This window comes from Curtobacterium sp. MCSS17_005, from assembly GCF_003234225.2.
Taxonomy (GTDB): Bacteria; Actinomycetota; Actinomycetes; order Actinomycetales; family Microbacteriaceae; genus Curtobacterium; species Curtobacterium flaccumfaciens.
This window is the reverse complement of record NZ_CP126258.1, coordinates 969,940-992,878: the sequence shown is the minus strand read 5'-3', so window position 1 is coordinate 992,878 and position 22,939 is coordinate 969,940. Positions and strand designations below refer to the sequence as shown.

At 71.6% G+C, this 22,939-nt stretch carries 16 protein-coding genes and 1 tRNA gene; 5 read left to right on the top strand and 12 right to left on the bottom strand.

Going from position 1 to position 22,939, the window contains the following annotated elements:
- Positions 1–57 precede the first annotated feature (57 nt).
- Positions 58–360 (top strand): hypothetical protein, encoded by a 303-nt coding sequence (locus tag DEJ20_RS04860; RefSeq protein ID WP_071405447.1) that lies wholly within the window; start codon positions 58–60, stop codon positions 358–360.
- Between the two features lie 47 nt (positions 361–407).
- On the opposite strand, the gene DEJ20_RS04855 is transcribed toward DEJ20_RS04860, so the two are convergent.
- The 5 genes from DEJ20_RS04855 to DEJ20_RS04835 form a co-directional block, all read right to left on the bottom strand.
- Positions 408–1,640 (bottom strand): CDP-glycerol glycerophosphotransferase family protein, encoded by a 1,233-nt coding sequence (locus DEJ20_RS04855; protein ID WP_111235463.1) that lies wholly within the window; start codon positions 1,638–1,640, stop codon positions 408–410.
- 42 nt (positions 1,641–1,682) lie between these two features.
- Positions 1,683–2,558, bottom strand: coding sequence for a glycosyltransferase family 2 protein (locus DEJ20_RS04850; RefSeq protein WP_111235510.1), 876 nt, complete (start codon positions 2,556–2,558; stop codon positions 1,683–1,685).
- A gap of 44 nt (positions 2,559–2,602) precedes the next feature.
- Complete coding sequence (locus DEJ20_RS04845; RefSeq protein WP_111235462.1) at positions 2,603–3,424, bottom strand: CDP-alcohol phosphatidyltransferase family protein; 822 nt, start codon at positions 3,422–3,424, stop codon at positions 2,603–2,605.
- A 4-nt stretch (positions 3,425–3,428) separates the two neighbouring features.
- A complete protein-coding gene (locus DEJ20_RS04840) occupies positions 3,429–4,472 on the bottom strand; it encodes a glycosyltransferase family 2 protein (protein ID WP_071405450.1) in 1,044 nt (347 codons plus the stop codon).
- 182 nt (positions 4,473–4,654) lie between these two features.
- The gene (locus DEJ20_RS04835; protein ID WP_258377172.1) at positions 4,655–6,583 is read right to left on the bottom strand and encodes a S1C family serine protease; all 1,929 of its coding nucleotides are present in this window, start codon (positions 6,581–6,583) and stop codon (positions 4,655–4,657) included.
- A 191-nt stretch (positions 6,584–6,774) separates the two neighbouring features.
- On the opposite strand from DEJ20_RS04835, the gene DEJ20_RS04830 reads away from it, so the two are divergent.
- Positions 6,775–7,983: an aminotransferase class I/II-fold pyridoxal phosphate-dependent enzyme gene (locus DEJ20_RS04830; protein WP_111235461.1), complete on the top strand. Its 1,209-nt coding sequence runs from the start codon at positions 6,775–6,777 to the stop codon at positions 7,981–7,983.
- A gap of 32 nt (positions 7,984–8,015) precedes the next feature.
- Here DEJ20_RS04830 and DEJ20_RS04825 read toward each other — a convergent pair whose 3' ends face one another.
- From DEJ20_RS04825 to DEJ20_RS04810, 4 genes are all read right to left on the bottom strand, one after another.
- Complete coding sequence (locus DEJ20_RS04825) at positions 8,016–8,855, bottom strand: carbon-nitrogen hydrolase family protein (RefSeq protein ID WP_111235460.1); 840 nt, start codon at positions 8,853–8,855, stop codon at positions 8,016–8,018.
- Between the two features lie 84 nt (positions 8,856–8,939).
- Positions 8,940–9,016, bottom strand: a tRNA-Met gene (locus DEJ20_RS04820).
- 63 nt (positions 9,017–9,079) lie between these two features.
- Positions 9,080–12,046, bottom strand: a complete 2,967-nt coding sequence (locus DEJ20_RS04815) for a UPF0182 family membrane protein (protein ID WP_181431555.1) — start codon at positions 12,044–12,046, stop codon at positions 9,080–9,082.
- A 165-nt stretch (positions 12,047–12,211) separates the two neighbouring features.
- Positions 12,212–13,321 carry a YlbL family protein gene (locus DEJ20_RS04810; RefSeq protein WP_111022636.1) on the bottom strand — a complete coding sequence of 370 codons (1,110 nt, stop codon included), beginning with the start codon at positions 13,319–13,321 and terminating at the stop codon, positions 12,212–12,214.
- Between the two features lie 152 nt (positions 13,322–13,473).
- Between DEJ20_RS04810 and DEJ20_RS04805 the strand changes: the two genes are divergently transcribed.
- Positions 13,474–14,892: a zinc-dependent metalloprotease gene (locus DEJ20_RS04805; protein ID WP_111235459.1), complete on the top strand. Its 1,419-nt coding sequence runs from the start codon at positions 13,474–13,476 to the stop codon at positions 14,890–14,892.
- 60 nt (positions 14,893–14,952) lie between these two features.
- Positions 14,953–15,810 (top strand): TOMM precursor leader peptide-binding protein, encoded by an 858-nt coding sequence (locus DEJ20_RS04800; protein WP_111235458.1) that lies wholly within the window; start codon positions 14,953–14,955, stop codon positions 15,808–15,810.
- Here DEJ20_RS04800 and DEJ20_RS04795 read toward each other — a convergent pair.
- Positions 15,701–17,467, bottom strand: coding sequence for an ATP-dependent helicase (locus DEJ20_RS04795; protein ID WP_181431554.1), 1,767 nt, complete (start codon positions 17,465–17,467; stop codon positions 15,701–15,703). The two genes, DEJ20_RS04800 and DEJ20_RS04795, sit on opposite strands and share 110 nt — an antisense overlap.
- Positions 17,464–18,399, bottom strand: coding sequence for an NAD(+) diphosphatase (gene nudC / locus DEJ20_RS04790; protein ID WP_111235457.1), 936 nt, complete (start codon positions 18,397–18,399; stop codon positions 17,464–17,466). The genes DEJ20_RS04795 and nudC overlap by 4 nt, the downstream gene beginning before the upstream one ends.
- Positions 18,400–18,515: 116 nt before the next feature.
- Between nudC and DEJ20_RS04785 the strand changes: the two genes are divergently transcribed.
- Complete coding sequence (locus tag DEJ20_RS04785) at positions 18,516–19,514, top strand: phosphotransferase (RefSeq protein WP_111235456.1); 999 nt, start codon at positions 18,516–18,518, stop codon at positions 19,512–19,514.
- Between the two features lie 187 nt (positions 19,515–19,701).
- Here the strand turns inward: DEJ20_RS04785 and DEJ20_RS04780 are convergent, their stop codons facing one another.
- Positions 19,702–22,911: an ATP-dependent DNA helicase gene (locus tag DEJ20_RS04780; RefSeq protein ID WP_258377171.1), complete on the bottom strand. Its 3,210-nt coding sequence runs from the start codon at positions 22,909–22,911 to the stop codon at positions 19,702–19,704.
- Positions 22,912–22,939: the final 28 nt, after the last annotated feature.

Here is a 22,939-nt window from a genome sequence, read left to right as displayed (position 1 = left end):
GCCCTCGTGAGCGCCCCCGGGGTCCCGCCGTCGGACCCTCCCCCTAGCGTTCCACCCATGCACCACCCACCAACCGCGTACGCCGTCCCGTTCGCCGTCGACCGATCGCACGCACCGCGTCGGTACGACCTCGTCAACACCGGCCCCGAGCCGGTCGACGGGCTCTCCCTCACCCATCTGGGCAACGGCTACTGCCCGCCGCTCGCGGTGCGCCGCCTCGATCCGGGCCGGTCGTTGTCCCTGGCGGTCTTCGGTGCCGACCCCGAGGACACGGGTGTCGTCATCGTGCGGTGGCGTCGGCCCGACCGGTCCGAGTACCTCTGGCGGATGTCGCTCGTCGGGCCGGGGCTCCAGCCGTGACCGTGCGCCGATCTGCGCCTCGGCACACCCGGCGTGACGACCGGCCGTCAGCGCCCGTCGCGTTCGGCCGCGACGGTCCGCCACCGCTCGAGCAGCCACTCCACTGCCTCGTGGAACCGCTCCGTGGCGGCGCCCGGGGTCGTGTCGCCGAAGTACCGTGCGACCCAGTGCTGCAGGCGCGCGAGCTCCTCGGCGTCGCTCGCGGCCGCGTCGACGCGGGCGAGCACCGACGGGGCGTCGGCTGCGGTCAGCCAGTTCGCGTCGCTCAGGTAGCCCCGCTCGTCGACGTCGGCCTCGGGCGAGACCGGCCGCGTGACGATGAGCGGCTTGCCGACCGCCAGCCGGTCGTAGATCATCGCGCTGATGTCGGTGATCGCCACGTCGGCGTCCGCCAGCTGCCAGCCGAGGTCACCGCCGTCGTCGTACAGGTGGTGCGCGGCGGGGTCGGCGGCGTTGGCCGCACTGATCGCCGCGACGATCCGCTCGTGCGCCGCGCGGTACGCAGGGTCGAGCACACCACTGCGCGGGTGCGGGCGGTAGACCAGACGGTGGCGGGGCGACGCCAGCACCTGCTCGGCGATGACCGTGCCGTGCGACGCGATCGACCCGTACGCCGCGGCACCGCGGTCGCCCTCCCACGTCGGGGCGTAGAGCACGACGGTCCGGTCGTCGTCGGGGTACGGGGCCGCTCCGGCGAAGTGGTCGGCCTGCGGGCGTCCGATCGCGATGGTCCGGGCGTCCAGGTCGTAGTCCCACAGCGCCTCGGCCAGACGATCGCGTGCGGCGTCCCCCGCGATCAGGGCGTAGTCGTACGCCTTGAACTGGTTCGTGGTCATGTACATCTTGTCGCTCTCGCCGTGGTTGACGAAGACGTGCCACATCCGCCCGTACCGCATCATCTGGAAGTTGCGGGCGTTCTGGTTGACGTACAGCACCACCTTCGGTGCCTGGCTGTCGACGAAGTGCTCGAGGTCGACCACCTGCCGGGCGTAGACCGCGGGCACGGGCGACTCGTCGAGCAGGGTCAGCATGGTGCCCGGGCTCCGCGAGATGATCGCCACCGGATGCGTCTTCGCGAGTTCGGCCAGCGGCGCGTACCACTGGCGCACCTGGTACATGTTGACCGGACCGTCGGCGAAGTACACGGCGATCTCGACCGAACCGGGCGCCGGCTTCGACGCGGACGGCAGGCGCTGCGCGAGCTGCCGTCGGCTCCGGCGGGACGTCAGGAGTCGCTCGACGAGCCGCAGCGCGGTCCGCAGGTCGCTGATGATCGACATGGTCCTTCTCCGGGTCTGCTCTGGTGGGACGAGGCGTGCGGGTCAGACGACCGGCGGCCGCCCTGCGATGGTCATCCGTGCGACTGTGAGCCAGCCCATCGGGCGGACCGGACCGCAGTCGGTCGTCCATCCTTCACGGATCCCGCCGAACCAGGTGGCCAGTCGGCGGGGGTGACGCCACCAGCGCGCGATCTGGATCGCGGCCCACGACCCCACGTACAGTGGTCGCAGCACCGCGGGCAGGTTGCGCCGAGCCAGCCACACCCGGTTCCGGGCGTTCAACCGGTAGTACTCGGTGTGCCGCGCCGGGTCGATCGCGGGGTGGTGCGCGACGAGGTCTCCGGCGTACCAGGTCCGACGGCCGGCGTCCCACACGCGCCAGGCGAGCTCGATGCCCTCGTGGGCGTAGAAGTACTCGGCACCCCACCCGCCGACGGCCCGGTACACGTCCATCGGCAGCACGACGGCGCCTTCCCAGACCGAGAAGACCGGCGACGAGTGGTCCGGCTCGCCCTTCCGGATCCGCGGCACCCACCGGCGGGGGTTGGCGGCGCCCGCGGGGTCGACGACGCGCGGCTGCACGAGGCCGAGCGACGGATCGTGCTCGAACAGCGCGATCGCGTCGCGCAGGAACGTCGGCGACGGCACCGACGCGTCATCGTCGAGGAAGAACACGTAGTCGCCGTCGACGACCTCGGCCCCGGCGTTCCGACCGGCCGGGATCCCGACGTTCTCGGGCAGGGCGAGCGCCCGAACGCCGTCCGGCAGTCCGGTCGGCGCCCAGCCGTTGCCGACGCAGACGACGTCGAGCTCGACGTCCTGCTGCGCGAGCACGCTGTCCAGCCCGCGGCGCAGGTCGTCCGGCCGGGTGCCCTGCGACAGGCTCACCACGGCGACACGCGGTCGTCCGCGGTGCACCACCGCGTGGCGGCGCACCGTTCCGGGCACGGGCGTGTCCTCGGTCACGCCTTGACCCGCTTCGAAGCGATGATCGCCAGGAAGTGCCCGATCGTCGCGAGCACGGCGAGCGGCAACAGCGCACCGACCAGGATCCGGCTGGCGAGCGGGTCACCGATCACCAGGGCGAGCAGGGCGAAGACGAACGCGAGCATGCTCAGCTCGACCGAGTGGTACAGGCGGTGGAACGGCAGGAACTTCGCCAGACGGCGGAGCGAGGCGAGCTTCCGACCCGACGGCGCGGTGGAGGCGTCCCGCCGGTCGACGAGCTTGTCGAGCCCGGCGTTCGCGCGGGCCACGTGCACCATGTCGTTGAGGGCCTTGTTCAGCACGATGACCAAGCCGAGTGCGCAGCCGATCGTGGTCCACAGCCAGTCGGCGTCGTGGATCGGCCACGTGGCTGCCCGGATGCCGAGCGCGACCGGGATCAGGCCTTCGGTCGTGTAGTGCCCCACCTTGTCCAGGAACACCCCGGCGGGCGACTTGGTGCCGCGCCACCGGGCGACCTCGCCGTCGGAGCAGTCGACGAGCATCTGCAGCTGGCCGAGCACGAGCGCCAGCGCGGCGCCCCAGATGCCCGGGATGAGCAGGGCGGCGGCGACGCTCCAGCCCACCAGGATCATCAGGCCGGTGACCTGGTTCGCGCTGACGCGGGTCTTCAGGAGCACCCAGGTCAGGTACGGCGAGACGTCGCGCAGGTACAGCGAGGCCGTCCAGTGCTCGGCGTTGGCGCGGGCACGGACCTCGTCCGGCTGGGCGACGGCCCGGAGCTCGGCGATCGAGGTCGGCCGTGCGGATCCGCGGCCGGTCGTGGGCTGGTCGGTCATTCGGTCACCGTCCCGTGTGGGTGGTCAGCTCGGACGTGCGGGTCAGGAACCCGATGATGAACCCGAGCCCCCAGCCCACGTGGATGCAGGGCAGCACGACGAGCAGCCAGAGGAGCGTCGGCAGCCCGGAGCGGCGCGCCACGGCGATCGACCCCAGGACGACGAAGAGCAGGTAGACGACGGGCACCACGAACCCGAGCAGCGCCCAGGCGAGCGGCGTGCCGAGCACTGCGCCGACGATACCGACGAGCCCGGCGACGATGCCCAGCGCCATCGCCGCCACCATGGCCGGCGGCACGAAGTAGCGCAGGCCGTTGTTCGCAGGGAACCGACGGGCGAGCTCGCCGCGCCAGAGCCCGGTGGCGACGAACTGCCGCACCAGGCGCTTCAGGCTCGGCCGCGGGCGGTACGTGACGACGAGTTCGGGCGTGAACCAGACGGTCCCACCGGTCTGGCGCAGCCGCCGGTTGAGTTCCCAGTCCTGTCCGCGCTTGATGCCCTCGTCGAAGAGTCCGACGTCGAACAGCCGCTCGCGTCGGAACACACCGAGGTAGGCGGTCTCGGCCGGGCCTGCGGTGCCGCCGACGTGGTGCGGCGTGCCACCGAGCCCGACACGACTGCCGTACGCCAGGGCGACGGCCCGCTCGAAGGGGGTGCGGCCCTCGGCGCGCATGATGCCGCCGACGTTGTCCGCACCGGACTCGAGGAGCGTGTGCACCGCGATGCGCGTGTAGTCGGTGGGCAGGACCGAGTGCGCGTCGACCCGGATGACGACGGGGTGCACGGACGCACGGATCGCGACGTTCAGCCCGGCGGGCGTCGACCCGACCGGGTTGTCGATCGCGCGGATCCGGGGGTCGGCAGCGCTCATCTCGGCGACGAGCTCGTTCGTGCCGTCGATCGACGGCCCGAGCGCGAGGATGACCTCGAACGGGCCCGTGTAGTCCTGGTCGAGCAGGCTGCCGACGGCGGCCCGGACCTCGGTGACCTCGTTGAGCACGGGCATCACGTACGAGACGCCCGGCAGGGGCTGTCCGTCTGACTGCATGCGTACCTCGGGGTGCTGGCTGGCGGCACGGGACGCACCGGGGCGGTGCCGCCCCGCAGAGCGACCATGAGCCTATCAAGAGGCCGAACCGCCCACCTGCGACGGCGCGGGACGCACCCCGGGACGGACAGGAGGCCCGGCGCACGTCGTGCCCCGGGCCTCCTGTCCGTCGTGTGGTGGCGTCAGCCCTTGCTGTCGTACGTCCCGAGCTTCACGTCGGCCTGGCGGGTCTGGCCGTCGCGCAGGTAGCTGATCGTCGTGGACGCGCCGCCTGCGAAGTAGCGCACCTGCGCGGTCAGGTCGGTGGCGTCGGAGACCGCCGCCGAACCGATCTTCGTGACGACGTCGCCCTTCTGCAGACCGGCCTTCGCCGCGGCCCCGCCGGACGAGACCGACTTGATGAGCGCGCCCATCTGCGTGGCGCTGGCGTCCTCGGAGGCGTCGCCGACGGTCGCGCCGAGCAGCCCGTGGGTGGCGGACCCCTTGTCCTTGATCTCGTTCGCGACCCGCTCGACCAGGTTCGACGGGATCGAGAAGCCGACGCCGATGCTGCCCGCGGCCGAGTCGGACGACGAAGAGCTGCCGGCGGACGCGATCGCCACGTTGATGCCGATGAGCTTGCCGTCGGCGTCGAGCAACGCACCGCCGGAGTTGCCGGGGTTGATCGACGCGTCGGTCTGGATGACCGGGAGCGAGACGGTGGTGTTCGCGGACGAGCTGCTGCCGTTGTCCCCGTTGCCCCAGAAGTCGAAGGGACCTGAGCCGCCGTTGCCGCCCTCGTTCGAGTCGCCACCCTCGCTGGGGGCACTCGAGGTGACCTGGATGCTGCGGTTCAGGGTCGAGACGATGCCGTCGGTGACGGTGTTCGACAGCCCCAGGGGTGCACCGATCGCGACCGCGGTGTCGCCGACGTTGAGCTTCGACGAGTCCGCGAACTCCATCGGCTTGAGGTCGGTCGCATCGATCTTGATGACCGCGAGGTCGACCGTCGGGTCGGTGCCGATGAGCTTGCCCGCGTAGATCTTGCCGTTCGAGGTCGTCACGGTGATCCGGCCGTTCGAGCTGTCGCCGTCCAGAGTGACCACGTGGGTGTTCGTGACGATGTAGCCGTCCTTGCTCATCACCACGCCGGAACCGGTGCCGGCCTCGTTGCTCGCCGACACGTTGATGGTGACGACGGACGGGGTCGCCTGTGCCGCGACGGCCGTGACCACGGTGGCGGAGTCGTAGTCGTTGACGGTCAGGTTGCCGCCCTGCGACGAACCGGAGGACACCACGCTGCCACCGTCGTTGCCGGAGGAGACGGCCCAACCGGCGCCGCCACCCACCAGACCGCCTGCGATGACCGCCGCGATGATCGGCAGGAGCAGCCGGTTGCGGCCCGAGCGATCCTTGGTCGTCGTGGTCGCCGCGGCACCCGAGGTGTCGTCGCTGAAGTAGTGGCCGTTGCGCTGGTTCGCGCCGTCGACGTCGCCGAAGGCGCTCGTGGCGGACTGCGGGGCCTGCGCGGACGCGTTCGCGTACTCGGAGGACGAGCTCGGAGCGGACGAGGACGTCGGCTGGGCGTACTCGCCGTAGCGGGGGCGTTCGCCGCCCGGCTGGCCGTACGGGGACTGCTGGCCGTACGGGTTCTGGGCCTGCTGGCCGTACGGGTTCTGGGCCTGCTGGCCGTACTGCGACTGCTGGCCGTACGGGTTCTGCGCCTGCGGCGCCTGCTGGCCGTACTGGGACTGCTGCCCGTACGGGTTCTGGCTCTGCTGGGGCTGCTGGCCGTACGGGTTCTGGGCCTGCGGCGCCTGCTGGCCGTACGGCGACGTCTGCTGGCCGTAGCCGCCCTGCTGCGCGCCCGAGGACTCACCGGAGACGGCGGGGTACGGCGCGGTGTAGCGGTCGGTCGGGTGGTCCGTCGACGACGGGATCACGTCCGTGTGATCCGGGGTCGTCTCGTCGTTCTTATTCGGGCGAGGGGTCTCGTCCGGCTGGTCGGAGTCGTTCGGCATCGACGTGTTCCCTCTCGTGGCCGCTGCTGCGGCGTCCTCACTGGCGGCAGGCGGAGCCGCATCGTCCGGACGGCGGTCGTCGCCCTGCCCGTCGGGCGTGGTGTCGGTCATGCTGGACGTGCTCCTTTCAAGCTCGTGCAGTCTGTCGCACGCACCTGAGCGGTCCTTCTGGCGAGGCTGCGAGCCACCCCTGGCGATCTTATGCGTGCGCTGTACACGGTGCCCCGGTCCGCCGCGGGACGGACAGCTAGGTTGGGGTCCGTTCAGCGCGACACGACGTCGCCCGCACGGGAGGGAACCACATGCGCCAGGTAGGACCGTGGCTGCGAGCCGCCGACGGAGCGATGCTGCTGGGACCGGACGGGGTCCCCGCACCGACGGTGTTCGCCGAGATGAGCGCCCTCGCCGCCAGCACCGGTGCGGTCAACCTGGGGCAGGGGTTCCCCGACGAGGACGGGCCGGCCGAGGTGCTCGAAGCCGCGGTGCAGGCGATCCGCGACGGCGTGAACCAGTACCCGCCGGGCCGGGGCACCCCCGACCTGCGGGCGGCGATCGCCGAGCACCAGCAGCGGTGGTACGGGCTCGAGGTGGACCCCGACCGCGAGGTCCTCGTCACCGCCGGCGCCACCGAGGGGCTGGCCGCGACGATCCTCGCGCTGGTCGAACCCGGCGACGAGGTGATCACTTTCGAGCCGTTCTACGACGCCTACGGCGCGCTCATCCGGCTGGCCGGCGGCGTGCACGTCACAGTCCCGCTCACCGCGCCCGACTTCCTGCCCGACGAGCGCGCGCTCCGCGCGGCCTTCACCGACCGCACCCGCGCCGTGCTCGTGAACACCCCGCACAACCCGACCGGCCGGGTCCTGCCCACCGAGGTGCTGCAGACGATCGTCGACCTGGCCACCGAGCGCGACGCGGTGATCATCACGGACGAGGTCTACGAACACCTGACGTTCGACGTCCCGCACACGCCCATCGCGACCCTGCCGGGTGCCGCGGAACGGACGGTGTCGGTGTCGAGCGCGGGCAAGACCTTCAACACCACCGGGTGGAAGGTCGGCTGGCTCACCGCTCCCCCGGCGCTCGTCGACGCGATCACGACGGTCAAGCAGTACCTGACGTTCGTGAACGGCGCACCCTTCCAACCGGCCGTCGCCGTGGGACTCCGCCTGCCCGACGCGGTGTTCACCGGCATCGCCGCCGACCTGCGCGCGAAGCACGAACTGCTCGCCGGCGGGCTGACCGCGGCGGGCTTCGACGTGATGCGACCCGACGGCGGGTACTTCGTGCTCGCCGACGCCGCGCCGCTCGGGTACGACGATGCCCGTGCGTTCTGCCTCGAACTGCCCGCGTTGGCCGGTGTCGCGGGCGTACCGGTCTCGGCGTTCGTCCGCCCGGACCGGGTCTCCGGCTACCGGTCCCTGGTGCGCTTCGCGTTCTGCAAGCGCCGGAGTGTCCTGGAGGACGCCGCCGCACGCCTGGCGACCCTCGGAGCGCGCCCCCGCGCCTGAGACGCGACCGCGTCGGGGACGCGACCGACGCGTCAGGGCTGCTCCGGGCCTCCAGGCAGGGGGCGCAGTCCGACGTCGTACCGCCGCAGCGACAGCGACGGGTTCACCCGCCGGACGGCGTCGGTGACGGTGGTGTCGATCGTGGCGGTGAGCGTGGTCGGCGAGGCGCCGGCCGAGGCGACCGCGACGCCCGACGGGTCGAGGACGACCGAGCCGCCGATCCCGATCGGCGGCGTCTGCCCGACCCCGACGACCCACACGGTGTTCTCGATCGCGCGGGCGGTGAGGAGCGTGCGCCAGTGGTGCTCCTTGCCGGGCCCGCGCACCCACTCCGCGGGGAGGACGACGACGTCGGCCGCTCCGGTCTCAGGGGCGGCGAGCCGTCGGGTGACCTCGGGGAAGCGCAGGTCGTAGCAGGTCTCGAGCCCGACGCGGACTCCGCCGAGCTCGAAGACCGGCAGCTGCTCCGGGTCGCCGGACTCGATGCGGTCCGACTCCCGCGAGCCGAAGGCGTCGTAGAGGTGGACCTTCCGGTACGTCGCACCCAGGTCGCCCGACGGGAGCACCGCGACCAGGGTGTTCCGGAAGCGCTCCGGCGTGTCTGCCGACTCGGCGATCCCGACGACCAGGGCGATGCCGGACTCGCGGGCGACGTCGCGGAGGCCCGAGACGAACGGACCGTCCAGGGGCTGCGCCGCGGCGACGAACTGATCGTCGATGTCGGCGGTGAAGTACGAGGTGTACTCCGGCGTGACGAGGAGGTCCGCGCCCCGGGCCGCCGCGTCGACGGCGGCGGTGCGCACGGTGTCGAGGTTGGCGACGGGGTCGTCCACGGGGGCGAACTGCGCCGCCGCGATCGTGAGGGTGGCCATGCGGTGAGCGTACCCGGGGGTCTGCGGCGGGCGGGACACGAAGAAGGCCCCGGTCCTGTTGGACCGGGGCCTTCATGTGACGCTTGGTTGCGGGGGCAGGATTTGAACCTACGACCTCTGGGTTATGAGCCCAGCGAGCTACCGAACTGCTCCACCCCGCGGCACGTTTAGAAGCCTACACGGGGCCGTGGCGGGACACAAATCGAGTGCCCCGCCACGGTGTGTCAGTTGCCGTTCTCGGCTGCCGTGGCGGCCTCGATCGCGTCCTGGAGGCGCTGGTCGGCTTCCGCCGCAGCGACCAGGTCGTTGTCGGCGTAGGCCTCCTGGCGGTCCTGCAGGGCTGCCTTGGCATCGGCCAGGGCCTCCTGCAGGGCGTCGTTGTCGGCCGAGCCGGAACCCGTCGAGCCGGTCGAGCCGGAGCCCGTGTCGGAGCCGGAACCCGTGTCCGAGCCAGACCCGCTGTCGGAACCGGAACCACTGTCACCGCCGCTCGCGCCGGAGTCGCCGGCCGCCGCACCGGAGTCGCCGCCGAACAGCGAGTTCAGGGCCTCGTCGAGGGTGTCCTCGAACGCGATCTTGTCGCCGAAGGCCACGAGGACCTTCTGCAGCAGCGGGTACGAACCACTCGAGGTCGACTGGACGTAGACGGGCTGCACGTAGAGGAACCCACCGCCGACCGGGAGCGTGAGCAGGTTGCCCTGCTTCACGGTCGAGTTGCCCCGCTTCAGGATGTTGAGCTCCTGCGACACGGTCGAGTCACCGTTGAAGAGGCTCTGCACCTGTCCGGGGCCCGGGATGTTGTCGGTCTTCGGCATCGTCAACAGCGTGAGTTTGCCGTAGCCCGACGCCTTCTCGCCCTTGCCGGCACCACCCGCGTCGGAGTTCACCGCCAGGTAGCCGGTCAGCACGTTGCGGTTGTTCGCCCCGGCCGACTGCTGCGGGATGTAGGTCGTGTACAGCGAGTACGCCGTCCCCTGCCCCGGCACCTTCATCGTCAGGTAGTACGGGTCCTGCAGGTTCGCCCTGTTGGCGGTCGTCGTCGTCTGCGCGCCGAGTGCGTTCGTCGACGTCGCCGCGGTGTCGGCGTCACTGTCCGACGTCGCCGTGCTGGTCGGTTCCTGCGGGGTGTTCCACGCGTCGTCGCCCGAGTAGAACGAGTTGGCGTTGGTCACGTGGTACGTACCGAGGATCGAGCGCTGCACCTTGAACAGGTCCGTCGGGTACCGCACGTGGTCGAGGAGCTCGGCGCTCATGCTCGACACCGGCTTCATCGACGTCGGGAAGATCTTCTGCCACGTCTTCAGGACCGGGTCCTTCGTGTCCCACGTGTACAGCGTCACCTTGCCCGTGTAGGCGTCGACGGTCGCCTTCACCGAGTTCCGGATGTAGTTCACCTGGTCGGTGCGGTACGTCGAGGACTCGGCGCCGGCGATGCTGTCCGACAGGCTCTGGCTCTGCGAGTACGGGTACGCGTCGCTCGTGGTGTATCCGTCCACCACCCACTGGATGCGGTGGTCGACGATCGCCGGGTAGGCGTCGCTGTCGACGGTCAGGTACGGCGCCACCTTCTGCACGCGGGTGATCGGGTCGCGGTCGTAGAGGATCTGCGAGTCCTTGTTCACCGCGTTCGAGAGCAGGATCTGCTCCGACTGGAACTTCGCGGCGTAGACGAGCCGGTTGAAGAAGTTGCCGAGGCTCGGACCGCCGTCGCCGGCGTAGGTGGTGGTCGCGTTGCCGCCGTTGTCGTCGTCGGAGCCGGACGGGTAGTCGAGCTCCACGTCCTTCGTGCCCTTCGGCGCACCGACGATCGAGTAGGGCGGCGAGGTCTCACCGAAGTACACGCGCTGCTGGAAGTCGCCCAGTGCACCGTTCGACGGGATGCCGGACTCGAGGAACACCGGCTTGCCGTCGCTCGCACGCTGGTTGCCGTAGGCCGCGGTGACGCCGTAGCCGTGGGTGTAGACGAACGCCCGGTTGTACTGGGTGTTCGCGGCCGAGCTGAGGCCGTCGAGGTCGATGTCGCGCACCGCGATCACCGTGTCCTCGGTCTCGCCCTTGACGTCGTAGCGGTCGACGTCGAGCTCGTTCGGGAACTGGTAGTACTGCCGGTACTGCTGCAGCTGGCTGAAGGTGTCGGAGACGATCTTCGGGTCGATGAGGCGGATGTTCGCCGTCGTCTGGGCGTCCTGCGCCAGGGCACCCGAGCTCGCTTCGGTCGTGGCGTCGTAGTTCTGCTCCTCGACCCCGGCGACGCCGTAGGCGTCACGCGTGGCCTTGATGTTCCGCTCGATGTAGGCGGACTCGAAGGTGCGCTCCGAGGGCTTCACCTGCAGACGCTGGACGACCCACGGGTAGATGCCGCCGACGACGATCGCGGCGACGAGCAGCAGGCCCGTCCCGACGATCGAGATGCGCCAGCGACCGATGACCGCCGTGACGATGAAGAGCAGCGCGACGATCGCCGCGATGCCCGCCATGATCTCGCGGCCGGGGATGACCGCGTTGACGTCGGTGTACTGGGCACCGGTGATGAGCGAGTTCGACTTCGTCAGCGCGGCGTACTGGTCGAGCCAGAGGCTGACGGCCTGCAGCGCGATGTAGAGCGCCGCCGTGACCGCCAGCTGGATGCGCGCGGCACGGGAGATCCGGACCTCGCGGCCACCGAAGCGGAGCGCGCCGTAGAGGTAGCTCGCCGCGAGTGCGGCGAGACCGGCGATGAGGACGACGGCCGACGAGTAGGCCACGATCGAGCGCCAGAACGGCAGCTCGAACACGTAGAACCCGATGTCCAGTCCGAACTGCGGGTCGGTCTTGCCGAACGGCGTGCGGTTGAAGTACTCGAGGACCATGCTCCAGCGCCCCGCCGTCGAGAGCCCGGCGAAGATGCCGAGGACCACGGGGATGCCGATCATCACTGCACGCCGCAGGGGCTCGATGACCTGCTGGTAGCGGTCGAGCTGCGAGTTGAGCTTCGCGTAGACCGGCCGGAACCGGAACGCGAGCGCGATGCTCACGAAGACCGGGACCGCCATGCCCAGGAAGCCCGCCAGGAACATCAGGGTCCCGGCGATCCACCGGGTCGTGAGTACCTGCTGGAACCCGAGCTGCGCGAACCACGCGTAGTCGGTGTACAGGCTGGCGAAGATGAAGAAGGCGATCACCAGTGCGGCCAGCACGATGATCGTGACCACGATGGGGACCCGCGGCGAACGCCGCCCCGAGGTGGACGAGGTTGTCGTCACTTGATGTGCTCCAGACGTGTCGGACCGGCGGGCCCGGCTCGCGGCGGGCCGTCAGTGACACTGATCCTATGGGACCGGACCGAGCGTGAACCTGTACGGGGACTCAGGACCGGGTCAGGACCCGCAGCGGGCGAGCTTCGCGGTGCTCCCGCCGTCGGCGATCGTCTGCAGGTCGGTGACGGCCTGGTCGAGCGTGGAGACGCTGTAGACGTCGAGCCCGTCCGGCACGTGCCCGACGACCTCGTCGCAGTTGTCCGCGGGGGCGAGGAACACCGTGGCGCCCGCGTCCGCGGCGCCGTAGAGCTTCTGCCGGATCCCGCCGATGGGCCCGACCTCGCCGTCTGCCGTGATCGTGCCGGTGCCCGCGACGTGCTTGCCGCCGTTGAGCTTGCCCGGCGTGATCTCGTCGATGATCCCGAGCGCGAACATCATGCCGGCGGACGGACCGCCGACGTCCTGCAGGCGGATCGACACCTTGAAGGGGAACTCGTAGCGCTCGGTGACGCCGACCCCGAGCAGCGCCGTGCCCTGCTCGCTGCGCGGCGTCACCCGGACGTCCTTCGTCGCGCCGTCCCGTTCGACGGTGACGGTCGCGGGGCTCGAGGTGCCGTGCTGCGCGACGGCTTCGCGCAGGCTCACCGCGTCGGCGTTGGTCGTGAGCGACTTGCCGTCGAACGCCGTGATGACGTCGCCCTTCTCGATCGCGCCGTCGGCGGCTGAGCCCTCCTGCACTGCGCTGACCTCGAGTTCCGTGGGCAGGTCGTTCCCCTGCTGGATGAGCGCGGCGGCGACGGCCGACTGCTGCGACGCCTGCATGTCGGCGGAGTCCCGCTCGTTCACCTGCTCGGTCGTGGTGCCGCTCGGGTAGATCGCCTCGACCGGGATCACCGCCTGCGACCTGGTGAAGATCGCGCGGATCACGCTGGTCCACGACGGGCGGTTCGTGGCGTCGCCCTGGATGCCGACGGTGAGCATGTCGAGGGCGCCGGCCGTCGGGTACGTCTCGTGGCCGGACACCTGGATGAGCTTGACGTCCTTCGCGTCCTTGCCCGTCCCCTGCTCCTGCGTGCCGATCGTGTTGTAGACCGGCCCGGGGACCTCGATGAGGTACGGGCTGGGCAACAGGCTCGCCAGCAGTCCCAGCACGACCGCGCCGATCAGGAACGCCCACCCGACGGTCCGGGCACGCGAGCGACGACGGGGCGCGGGGGCGAAGAGGGTCACGCGGGGTCCTTCCGAGGTGGGCACCCGCGCCTGGCGGCAGGGTGGTCGCCCGCGTCTCACGACGGGGCTGTTCGCCCTGGGCGCAGCGCTTCGGGCGTTCCCACGGGGGCATCCCAGGTGCGGCCCCGTGAGCAGCGATTAGCGTAGTCGGCATGCCTGATGAACCACAGCCGGGGCCGGACGACGACTTCCAGGAGATGCTGCGCAAGCTGCTCTCGGGCGAGGGGCAGATCGACCCGTCGCAGCTCGCCGGTGCCGCCGGTCTGCCGAACGACCCGGCCTCCGTGGCGAACCTGATGAGCCAGCTCCAGCGTGCCGCGCAGTCCGGCGGTGACGGCATCGACTTCTCGGCCACCGCCGAACGCGCCACCGCGATCGCTCGGGACGGCGGCCACCCCGTCGACCCGGCCACCTCGCAGGCGGCAGACCAGGCCTTCCAGGTCGCTGCACTGTGGCTCGACGAGGTCACGACCGTCGCCGAGCTGACCGCGACCCCGAGCCTCTACACGCGTGAGCAGTGGGCCAAGGCGACCGTCCCGGTGTGGACGCAGATCGCCGAGCCGGTGGCCTTCAGCATCGCCGATGCCCTGACCGAGGCGATCGACCAGCGTGCTCCCGAGCAGCTCAAGGCGATGCTCGGCGACGTCTCGAAGGCGATGCGCGGCATCGGCGGGGCACTGTTCGCGATCCAGCTCGGCCAGGTCGTCGGGCAGCTGTCGAAGGAGGTCGTCTCCGGCGGTGACGTCGGCGTGCCGCTCCTCGACGAGCAGGTCGCAGCGCTCCTGCCCCAGAACGTCGCCGAGTTCGCCGAGGGCCTCGACGTCTCCGAGGACGAGGTCCGCATCTACCTCGCGGTCCGCGAACTCGCCCACGCCCGGCTCTTCCGGTCGGCACGGTGGCTCCGGCTGCACATCATCTCGTCCATCACGGACTACGCGCGGGGCATCCACATCCCCTTCGACCGCGTCGAGGAACTCGCGGCCGACATCGACCCGACCAACCAGGAGCAGCTGCGCGACGCACTCGCCTCGGGTGCCCTCATCCCGCCGCGGACCGCCGAGCAGGACGCCGCGCTCGCCCGACTCGAGACGATGCTCGCCCTGGTCGAGGGCTGGGTGGACACGGTCACCGCCGCGGCCACCGTCCGTCTCCCCAAGGCCGGGGCGATCGCCGAGATGGTGCGCCGCCGCCGTGCGGCCGGTGGCCCGGCCGAATCGGCGTTCGCCACACTCGTCGGCCTCGAGCTGCGGCCGCGCCGTCTGCGTGAGGCCGCGGCGATGTGGCAGCGGGTGACCGACGAGCTCGGCGCCGAACAGCGCGACGCCCTCTGGTCGCACTTCGACCTCGTGCCGACCTCGGACGACGTCGACGCACCCGATGCCCTCGTTGCGCGGCTGCGGAACCCGTCCCAGAGCGACGAGGACGACGCGTTCGACAAGGCCCTCGAGGACCTGCTGAACGACTCGACCGGTGCGCGCCCGCACGAGGACGAGTCCGGCCGTGTGGCCGACGACCCCGACGGTGGAGCGGCCGACGACCCCGGGAACGACACGGGCGACCAGCCCCGCTGAGTTCTCCACAGATGCCCCTGGTGACCCCACACGTGCCGCGCACTCCGGCACCGTGGGGTCATGGGCATCCGCATCGATCCGACGCTCGAGTTCGTCTGGCGTGACCCCGCCACGGTCCAGCTCGGGGTCGATCCTCCACGCGCCGTCGTCGCGGTGCCCACCACGGGGGAAGAGCGGTTCCTCAACGGCCTGCGACGAGAGACCGGCCACGACGTGCTGTCCGGACTCGCGGCCGCGTCGGGGTGTTCCCCGGAACGTGCTGCCGGTGTGCTCGGTGCCGCGTCACCCGCGGTGGTCGAGGTTCTGCCCGAGCCACTCGAACGCATCGAGGTGCACGGCGCCGGAGTCCTCGCCGACACCGTGGCGACGTTCCTGTCCGGCGAGGGCGTGACGGTCAGCCGCACCGCCGCGCCCACCGGGGGGCCGATCGTGCTGCCCGAGCCCGAACCACGCCTCGCCGTGGTGGTGGCCGACCACGTCGTCGACCCGGCGCTCCGCGCCGCGTGGACCCGCCGGGGTGTGCCGCACCTGGCGGTCGTCGTCGGCGACGGACGCGTCCGTCTCGGTCCGTTCGTCGTGCCGGGGGCCGGGCCGTGCCTCCAGTGCGCTGAGTACGCACGCGTCGACGACGACCCGGCCTGGCCGGCCATCGCCGCCCAGGTGTGGGGGCGGCACCCGGCACCGCTGTCACCGTGGCGGGCGGCGGCGGTGGCCGCCGCCACGACGCGGATGCTGCTGGAACGGCTCCCGCTCCGGACGCAACGGGCCGAGCCCGACCAGCTCGTCTTCGAGCGCGACGACCTGTCGGTCAGCCGTTCGCCGGTCCGACCCCATCCGCGGTGCGCGTGCCGAGCGCTGCCAGGAACCGACTCGGAGCCCGGGCTCCCCCACGCGTGGAGCCCTGTTGCGACCACGTGATCGTGACGGATCGGCGGGCTCGGGTCAGGCCGACGTAGAACAGGCGTCGTTCCTCGTCCACTTCGGTGTCGGTCGACGCGTGCGAGATCGGCAGGAGTCCCTCGGCGGCGCCGGCGATGACCACGTGCGGCCACTCCAGACCCTTCGACGAGTGGAGCGTCGCGAGCGTGACCGCGTCGACCTCGGGCTCGTGGTGCGTCGCCGCACGGTCCACCAGGTCCTGGGTGAACTGCTGCATCGTCGTTCCGGCGGGGGCGTCCTCGGCCAGGCCCATGATCGCCTGCAGCGCTTCCCACTGCTCGCGGACTGCGCCGGTGCCCTCCGGCGGCGTCTCCGTCCAGCCGCTGACCTGCAGCACCAGCCGGACCCGTCGGGTCAGCTCGTCGTCGGTCTGCCGGATCGCCTCGCCGCGCATGTGGTGGACGGCGAGCTTGACCTCCGGGCGGTTGAAGAACCGGGTCCCGCCCTGCACGCGGTAGGGGATGCCGTTCCGGCCGAGCGCGGATTCGAGCGCAGCGGACTGCGCTCCGACTCGGAAGAGCACGGCGCAGTCCCCGTAGGACGCTCCGGCCCCGACGAGCTCGGCGATGCGCCGGGCGATGGTCTGTGCCTCGTCGCCGTCGTGGACGCAGGCCAGCACGACCGGTTCCGGGCCCGGTTCCTGGCTCTGGGCCACCAGGTCGAGCGCGCCGGGCTGGCCGCGCATCAGGGTGTTGGCAGCGGACACGACCTCGCGGGTGGAGCGGTAGTTCCGCTCGAGGCGCAGGACCGACCCGCGCGGGAACTCCGACCCGAACCCGAGCAGGTAGTCGCTCGAGGCGCCGGCGAACGAGTAGATGGTCTGACTGGCGTCGCCGACGACGCACAGGTCGTCGCGGCCGCCCAGCCAGGCCCGCAGCAGGTCGTGCTGCACGGGCGAGACGTCCTGGTACTCGTCGACGACGAAGAACCGGTACTGCTGCCGCACGTACGACGCCACGCGGGGCTCGGACTCGACCATGCCGAGGGTCGCCAGCAGGACGTCCTCGAAGTCGAGCTGCCGCCGGTCGTCCTTCAGCCGCTCGTACGCCTTCATCAGGTCGATGACCCGGCGCGGCGTGGTGTCGCGCGGCATCACCCGGTCGACGGCGGCGGCCTCGTACTCGTCGAGCGAGAGCATCTGCACCTTGCGCCACTCGACCTCGGCGGCGAGGTCGCGGAGCACCGGGGTGTCGACGTGCATGCCGATTGTGTCCGCGGCGTGGGCGATCATCCGACCCTTGGACTCGACGATCTTGGGGGCGTGCCCGCCGACGGTGTCCGGCCAGAAGTAGCTGAGCTGCGCCATCGCGGCGGCGTGGAAGGTGCGCGCCTGGACCGTCCCGGCGCCGAGCGCACGCAGGCGCGACCGCAGTTCACCGGCGGCACGGGTCGTGAACGTCAGCGCGAGGACGTGGTTCGGGGCGTAGGTCCCGGTGGCGACCCCGTACGCGATCCGGTGCGTGATGGCACGGGTCTTGCCAGTCCCGGCGCCGGCGAGCACCGCGACCGGACCGAGCAGGGTGCGGGCGACCGTCCGCTGCTCGGCATCGAGCGCGGCGAGCAGTTCGTCGGGCGACGGCGGCCGGGGCTCGACTGCCCCGGCACCCGTTGCACCGCGCGGACCGGTGACGCTCACGGCAGGTCCAGCGGCCCGCCGTACCACTCCTCGATGATGGCGCGGGCGATCGAGGTGCGTCCCGGCAGCAGCAGGGTGTCGCCGGCGCGCTCGCGGATCTCGTCGCGCGAGAACCACCGGACGTCCAGGATCTCCACGCCGTCGGGGCGTGCGGTCGTCGGGTCACCGCCGGCTGCACGGGCACGGAAGCCCACCATCAGCGACGCGGGGAACGGCCACGGCTGCGAACCGAGGTACTCGGGCTCCTCGACGCGGACGCCGGACTCCTCCCAGACCTCGCGGCGGACGGCGTCCTCGAGCGACTCCCCCGGCTCGACGAACCCGGCCAGCAGCGAGTACCGGTCGGCGTCCCACGCGGCGTTGGAACCGAGCAGGATCCGGTCGTCGGCGTCGACGACCCCGACGATGATCGCCGCGTCCGTGCGGGGGAAGAGGTCGTGTCCCTCGGGGTCGCGGCGGACCCACCCGCCGCTCACGACGGCCGTGGGTGACCCGGTACGCGGCGAGAAGCCGTGCACGGCGTGCCAGTTGGCCATCGCGACGGCTTCGACCGCCAGGCCCTGGTCGCGCGGCGAGAGCTCGGTGCCGAACATCCGGAGGCTCTGCCAGGCGTCGTCGTCGGGTTCGATGGCGGTCGCCGTCGCACTGTCGATCAGGGCGGCGACGAAGCGGGTACCCGCCGGGGCATCGGCGGCGTCCGACACCGCACGGCCGAGGTACAGGGTCACGGTGTCGACCGGGATCTCCGTCGCGGTCACGAAGCGCAGGGTGCCGTCGGCGTTCCGGAGCATCTCAGCGCCACGCACCGGCAGGTACCGGGTGCGCTCGTCCTCACGCAGGACACGCTCGACGTCGTCGGTCGTGCGGAACTCGGCGTCGCGGTCGAGTTCGTTGCGGGAGAGCGGGAGCCGGGCGGCGAACTCGACGGTCACGGCGGGAGAGCTCCTCGGATCGGGTGCGGACGTGCAGGAGACGTGCGGTGGGCGTGCGGGCCGCCGAACAGCGTGGCGTGCAGCCGTGCACGCGTCACGCGCCTACCCTAAGGGGCATGGCGGGATCCCAGTTCACTCTAGCCGCGTTGGCGACGACGGCCGTTCCAGGTCTCCTCGTCACGGGCACGCGCACGCTCGGCTCGGCCGCGGCCGGCGACTACGAGTCGGCGCTCCTCCGCGACGCCGACGGCACCGAGATCGTCATCCGCCGCCCCCGGAACCAGCGCGCCGAGGCGCGGCAGTCAGCCGACCTCGTCGCCATCCGTGCGCTGAGCGCCGGGATCCGCACGCGGCTGCCGTTCGGCGTCGCCGAGTACCGCGGCCAGGCGCCGATCGGGTCGACGCGCGCCATCGTCACGACCCGACTGGCCGGGACCCACCCGACCCTCGCGTCGCTCGTCGAGCGCCCCGACCTCGCCACCAGTGTCGGCCGTGCCGTCGCCTCGATCCACCAGCTGCCGACGAGCTTCGTCTCCGACGCCGGCCTGCCGTCGCTCACGCCGTTCGAGGTGCTCCGGTCCGCAGTCTCGGTGATGGACCGCGCCGTGGCGACCAAGCTCGTCCCCGCCGCGCTCGTCGAGCGCTGGGAGGGGGCCGCTCGCGACCAGCAGCTCTGGCAGTTCACACCGACCGTCGTGCACGGCTCGCTCGGCACCGGCGCCCTGCTCGTCGACGGCGACGCGGTGACCGGGGTCCTCGACTGGGGCGAGCTGCGGCTCGGCGACCCGGCGAAGGACCTCGCCTGGGTGCTCGCCGGCCGCCGCGACGCCTTCGACACCGTCCTCAGCGCCTACGAGGCGAACGGCGGCGGACGCGACCGCCAGCTCGCTCAGCGTGCACGCGTGCACCACGAACTCGAGACGGCGCACTGGCTGCTGCACGGCGTCCAGGCGAAGAGCACCGAGGTCGTCGACGATGCCGTCGCGATGATGCACCGCCTGGTCGACGCGGTACACGCCCCCAGTGCGGAACCACTGCAGTCCGTGTCACCCGAGACGATGGAGATCGGCGAGGTGGAGCAACTGTTGTCCTCCACCGAACGCCGTCACGGCTGACGCTTCGTGAGCAGGAATGGTCGGGTCGCTGCGGCGCACCCGACCATTCCTGCTCACCAAGTGCGGCAGGAGTCGTCGACGCGACCGCCTGGAGGCCCGGCGCGGGTCCGGCGGACCGGCACCGGGCCTCCAGGGCGGAGCACGACACGGGCGGAGCACGACACCGGCGCAGCGCGACCGCGGGACGTCAGCTGCCGATGGCCTCGGACCACGCGCGCTCGAGTCCGGCTCGGTCGAGCAGCTCGGTCGGACGGACCTCGAGGTCGTCGGCGACGAAGTAGAACACCGCGTCGACCTGGTCGAGCGGTCGCCCGGTGAACTCGGCGTAGGCGACGCGGTACAACGCGAGCTGCAGGGTGCGGCGGGCCAGGTCGTCCGCCCCCGACGGCGCCTTGCCCGTCTTCCAGTCGACCACCTCGGCGCGCCCGTCGATCTCGTACACGGCGTCGAGCTTGCAGACGACGCTGTGGCCGAGGAACGGGATGTGGATCTCGCGCTCGACCTCGATCGGCGTCAGCCCGGCCCATCGTGAACCGGCGAACGTCGCCTGGAAGTCCGCGAGGCGACGGGCGTCGTCGTCGGTGACCACGGCGTCCGGCGACGAATCGGCGAGGTCGTCAGCATCGAGGTCGAGCTCGCCGTCCCACACGTCGAGCGTCTCGAGCGCGCCGCCGCTCCGCGCCCGCTGTTCCACCCACTGGTGGAAGAGGGTGCCGAGCCGGGTGGCCCGGTACGGTCGCTCCGGCATCGGCCGGCGGAGCCGCTCGGCCACGGAGTCGGGTTCGGTCAGGTAGTCCTTGAAGCCCGAGGCCGGCACCCTGTGCGGGACGGCGACCGCGTGCTTCGCGTTCCGGTTGGCGTGCCGTTCGGCGAGCAGCAGGTCGATGTCGGCGGCGAAGCGCCCCGCAGCACCGGGGTTCGCGTTCCGCACCCGCTCCGCGGCGGCCAGGACCCGCGGCGCACGCTGCCCGAACGGCACGTGCGGCCAGGTCTGGGTCGCGCCGCTCTCCCCCATCGGGTTCTCGTCGTGCACCGTCGTCTCCGGGATCGCCGCACCGTCGATGACGCCGGCGTCCACCAGGTCGCGCAGGTAGCGGCTCGGCTCGGTGGGTCGGACCCCGCCCGCCCAGAACGAGCCGGACACCAGCAGGTCGTGCTTGGCACGGGTCAGGGCGACGTAGGTCAGCCGGCGTTCCTCGTCCTCGTTGCGCGCCTTCACCTGTTCCTTGAAGGCGTCGATCGCCGTGGTGACGTCCTTCTGGGTCTCCTGCCCGCGCCATGCGAGTCGTGGCAGCTCGGCGGCGTCCCCGCGGAACTCGTACGGCAGTCGGCCGAACCCGAGCCAGCCGGACGAGCCCTCCTGCGGACGCGCCGGCAGGCCGCCCTCGACCATCCGGGGCACTGCGACGGCGTCCCACTCGAGCCCCTTCGACCCGTGGATCGTCAGGATCTGCACGGTGCCGGCCTCGGGCTCCTCGGACCGCGGGCCCATGTCGTCCCGTCGGGCTGCGGCGTCGATCCATCCGAGGAACGAACCGAGGTCGGCGCGGTCGTCGGTCGACACGAAACCGGCGAGCTCGTCGATGAAGGCGTCGAGGTACGCGCCGCTGCCCTGTTCGTGCGCGGCGACCTCGATGTCGAGTCGCATCCCCTGCACGACGAGCGTCACGAAGTCGACCAGGTCGCTCCCCGCGCGTGAGCGGAGCATCGCGAGCTGCCCGCCGAGCGCACGCATCCGGCTGCGACCCGCGGGGGTGATGCCCTCGAGCGCGCCGTGCTCGTCGGGTGCGGTCGCGACGAAGTCGAGCGCGTCGACGATCGACCCGTGCTCCCCGGCGGCCACCGAGGCCCGGAAGGCCGCGGTCAGGTCGTCGTCGAGGCGTTGCTGGGTGTGATCACGTTGGAACAGCCACCGGGCGAGCTGGTGCAGGGCGACGATGTCCGCCGCCCCGACCCGCCACCGTGCACCCGCGAGCAGCCGGATCAGGTCGTTGCCGGCCGCCGGGTCGTGCAGCACGCGCAGGCACGCCACCAGGTCGACGATCTCCGGGCGCTGGAGCAGTCCGCCGGTGCCGAGCACGTGGTACGGCACGCCGCGGGCACCGAGCGCCGCCGTGAACGCCGCGAGGTCCTTCCGCGCGCGCAGCAGCAGCGCCATCGAGCCCGTCGGGTCCTGCCGGCGGTGGTCCTGGAACCACGCCGCGACCTCGTCGGCCTCTTCCGGCAGGGTCTCGGGGAACACCACCCGCACGGTGCCGGCGTCCGCGCCCGGCCGGGGCGAGAGCCGTTCGACGTCGACCTCGGACGCCTCGGACAGCGGTGCCACGATCGCGTTCGCCCCCGCGAGCACGTCCACCGGGTTCCGCCAGCTGGTCGACAGCGCGAAGGTCACGGGTTCGGCCACGCCGGGTTCGTCGGTGCCGAAGTCGTGCGGGAACCGGGCGAGGTTCGCGGCACTCGCACCGCGGAACCCGTAGATCGACTGGTGCGGGTCGCCGACCGCCATCACCGAGTGCCCGCGGAACAGCCGGGCGAGGAACCGGGTCTGCACCACTGAGGTGTCCTGGTACTCGTCGAGGAGCACCACCCCGTACCGGCTCCGCAGGTCGGTGACGACGCGTGGGGCCGACTCGGCCGCGGCGAGCGCGAGGGCGATCTGGTCGGAGAACTCCACGAACCCGCGGTCGACCTTTTGCCGCCCGAACTCGGCGACCAGGTCGGCCAGGGGTTCGAGGGCGCCGATCGCGGCGACCGCGTCGGTGATCGCCTTGTACGGCTTGCCGCGGTTGCCGGGGAGTTCGAGCAGCTCGGAGAACTCGATCGCGAACCGGCGCAGGTCCTCGGGCTCGACGAGGTGTTCGGAGGTGGCACCGGCGAGCGCCACCACGGCTGCGGTCAGGGTGTCGACGTCGCGGTCGAGTCCGGCGAGCCGGTCGTCGCGGGCGGCCACCACGACCCGACGGGCGAGTTGCCAGGCCGAGGGTTCGGTCAGCACCTGGGACTCGCCGTCACGCCCGACGAGCAGGGCGTTCTCGCGGAAGACCGCGTTGGCGAAGGCGTTGTACGTCGAGACTGTGGGCGCTTCGAAGGCGTCCCCGGGGGTGATCAAGCCCACGTCCTCGAGCGCGCGGATGCGGTCGTTGATGCGGACGGAGAGTTCGCCGGCGGCCTTGCGGGTGAAGGTCAGTCCGAGGACCTCGTCGGGGCGGACGAGTCCGTTGGCCAGCAGCCAGACCACGCGGGACGCCATCGTCTCGGTCTTCCCGCTGCCGGCACCGGCGACGACCAGTGCCGGTACGAGCGGCGATTCGATGACGGCGCGCTGCTGGGCGGTGGGACGGGGGCGGCCGAGGGCGTCAGCGATGGCGTCGGCGCCGTGCCGGATGACGCGCGGCACAGCGGCAGCCGTGCCGACCGCGCCAGCC

What these genes read in the sequence shown, in the direction of transcription:
- DEJ20_RS04860 (WP_071405447.1), top strand. Translation starts at nt 58, where the DNA reads ATGCACCACCCACCAACCGCGTACGCCGTCCCGTTCGCCGTCGACCGA.
- DEJ20_RS04855 (WP_111235463.1), bottom strand. Translation starts at nt 1,640, where the DNA reads ATGTCGATCATCAGCGACCTGCGGACCGCGCTGCGGCTCGTCGAGCGA.
- DEJ20_RS04845 (WP_111235462.1), bottom strand. Translation starts at nt 3,424, where the DNA reads ATGACCGACCAGCCCACGACCGGCCGCGGATCCGCACGGCCGACCTCG.
- DEJ20_RS04840 (WP_071405450.1), bottom strand. Translation starts at nt 4,472, where the DNA reads ATGCAGTCAGACGGACAGCCCCTGCCGGGCGTCTCGTACGTGATGCCC.
- DEJ20_RS04835 (WP_258377172.1), bottom strand. Translation starts at nt 6,583, where the DNA reads ATGACCGACACCACGCCCGACGGGCAGGGCGACGACCGCCGTCCGGAC.
- DEJ20_RS04830 (WP_111235461.1), top strand. Translation starts at nt 6,775, where the DNA reads ATGCGCCAGGTAGGACCGTGGCTGCGAGCCGCCGACGGAGCGATGCTG.
- DEJ20_RS04825 (WP_111235460.1), bottom strand. Translation starts at nt 8,855, where the DNA reads ATGGCCACCCTCACGATCGCGGCGGCGCAGTTCGCCCCCGTGGACGAC.
- DEJ20_RS04805 (WP_111235459.1), top strand. Translation starts at nt 13,474, where the DNA reads ATGCCTGATGAACCACAGCCGGGGCCGGACGACGACTTCCAGGAGATG.
- DEJ20_RS04800 (WP_111235458.1), top strand. Translation starts at nt 14,953, where the DNA reads ATGGGCATCCGCATCGATCCGACGCTCGAGTTCGTCTGGCGTGACCCC.
- DEJ20_RS04785 (WP_111235456.1), top strand. Translation starts at nt 18,516, where the DNA reads ATGGCGGGATCCCAGTTCACTCTAGCCGCGTTGGCGACGACGGCCGTT.